The 2,103-nt window shown below is 47.1% G+C and carries 2 protein-coding genes; both read right to left on the bottom strand.

Features of this window, described 5'->3' with window-relative positions; translation table 11 throughout:
- Positions 1-118: 118 nt before the first annotated feature.
- Entirely contained in the window at positions 119-1,747 is a 1,629-nt protein-coding gene (gene hcp / locus NFR99_RS15140) for a hydroxylamine reductase (RefSeq protein ID WP_251354069.1), read from the bottom strand.
- A gap of 79 nt (positions 1,748-1,826) precedes the next feature.
- Positions 1,827-2,015: a ferredoxin gene (locus NFR99_RS15135; RefSeq protein WP_251354068.1), complete on the bottom strand. Its 189-nt coding sequence runs from the start codon at positions 2,013-2,015 to the stop codon at positions 1,827-1,829.
- Positions 2,016-2,103: the final 88 nt, after the last annotated feature.

Genomic DNA, 2,103 nt, shown 5'->3' with positions numbered 1-2,103 from the left:
TAGTATGCTCATAAGACTATTATGCAGGAAAACAAAAGAAAAAGAAACCCCTAATTCCCCCATGAATGGGGGCTAGGAGGTTGAAGTGTCGAAGACACTTTTTTATTTATGCATGAGTTTAAAAAAAGAATTTCAGATCTTCTTCTACTGTGCTAATTCCCGCAATACCAAAGTTCTCTACCAAAACTTTTGCCACATTGGGGCTGAGGAATGCCGGGAGAGTGGGACCGAGATGGATATTCTTCACGCCAAGATACAGAAGCGCCAGCAGAACGATGACAGCCTTCTGCTCATACCACGCAATGTTGTAGGCGATGGGCAGGTCGTTGATATCGTCCAGACCGAAAACTTCCTTGAGCTTCAAAGCAATGACAGCCAGAGAATACGAATCGTTGCACTGCCCGGCGTCCAGAACACGAGGAATGCCGTTGATGTCGCCCAAAGGCAGTTTGTTGTACTTGTATTTCGCGCATCCGGCTGTCAAGATCACAGCATCTTTCGGCAGTGCCTTGGCAAATTCGGTATAGTATTCCCGGCTCTTGGCACGGCCGTCACAGCCCGCCATCACAACGAACTTTTTGATCGCGCCGCTTTTTACCGCATCGACCACCTGATCCGCCAGAGCCAGAACCTGCGCGTGTGCAAATCCGCCGATCAGCTCTCCTGTTTCAATTTCAGTAGGTGCAGCGCATCTTTTTGCGTGTTCAATGATAACGGAAAAATCCTTCTGCTCCCCGATTTCTCCTGGGATATGGGTACATCCCGGATATCCTGCTGCGCCAGTAGTGTAGAGTCTGTCTTTGTAGCTGTCTTTAGGAGGCACGATGCAGTTGGTCGTCATCAGGATAGAACCGTTGAAGGATTCAAATTCCTCCTTCTGCTTCCACCACGCATTGCCGTAGTTGCCGATAAAGTTGGGATACTTTTTGAATGCCGGGTAATAGTGGGCAGGGAGCATCTCGGAATGGGTATAAACATCCACGCCGGTTCCCTGTGTCTGCTCCAGCAGCATTTCCAAATCCTGCAGGTCGTGACCGGAAACAAGAATACCGGGATTTGTCCCAACGCCAATATTTACCTTCGTAATTTCGGGATTTCCATAGGCTTCCGTGTTGGCCTTGTCCAGCAGAGCCATACCGGATACGCCGTGTTTTCCGGTTTCCATTGTCAGAGCAATCAATTCTTCTACGCTGAGATTGTCATCCAGTGTAGCTGCCAGCGCCCGCTGAAGGAAGGCATCGACCTCCTCATCATCCTTCAGTAGAACGTTTGCGTGTTTGGAGTATGCGGACAATCCCTTCAGACCGTAGGTAATCAGTTCTCGCAGAGAACGGATATCCTCGTTTTCAGTAGAAAGAACACCGACAGTTGCGGCTTTTTCTTCCCAATTGCCAGAGCCATTCCATTTTGCCGCTTCGGGCAGACCGGAAGGATCGGCAATCTGCGCCAACAGCACATCTTTTTCAGTCAGTGTGGCACGGATTCTTGCCTCAATGCTCTCTTTGTCAAAATTTGCATTGGTGATGGTGGTGAACAGATTCAGGGTAATCAAGTGATTGATTTCCGCAGATACCTGCTTCCCTTCCTGACGCAGTGCAGTTGTAACAGCTGAAATCCCTTTTGTGACATAGACCAGCAGATCCTGCATAGCTGCCACATCAGGCTTCTTCCCGCATACACCGGACATGGTGCAACCTTTGCACCCGGCGGTTTCCTGACACTGATAGCAAAACATTTTTTGTTCCATAATAGACATCCTAAAAACTTTTAAAATTTGAAATGATGTAGTTACTTTTCAATCAAAAAAGTATATAGATGCGCTTGAATTAATCTTCCCAAGCGATTGCAGACACAGGACACGAATCAATTGCATCCTGCACGGCGCTTTGATTGTCATCGTTTGCTGGTTGGTATGCTTCCGCCTTCTCGTGCTCATTCATACGAAAAACTTCGTCGCAGATCCCACAGCAAAGCCCGCAGCCAATGCAGAGATTCTGATCTATTTTTATTTTCATAAAATCACCTCCCTAGTATAATAATGGTGTAGTCAATCAAGACTACTTGTTTAATAAGTTTCTATAAATCAGATAACAGAAGAAGGTG

It is taken from the genome of Hominisplanchenecus murintestinalis (assembly GCF_943193015.1).
GTDB lineage: Bacteria > Bacillota > Clostridia > Lachnospirales > Lachnospiraceae > Hominisplanchenecus_A > Hominisplanchenecus_A murintestinalis.
This window is presented reverse-complemented; position numbering and strand designations above follow the sequence as displayed.

What these genes read in the sequence shown, in the direction of transcription:
- NFR99_RS15135 (WP_251354068.1), bottom strand. Translation starts at nt 2,015, where the DNA reads ATGAAAATAAAAATAGATCAGAATCTCTGCATTGGCTGCGGGCTTTGC.
- hcp (WP_251354069.1), bottom strand. Translation starts at nt 1,747, where the DNA reads ATGGAACAAAAAATGTTTTGCTATCAGTGTCAGGAAACCGCCGGGTGC.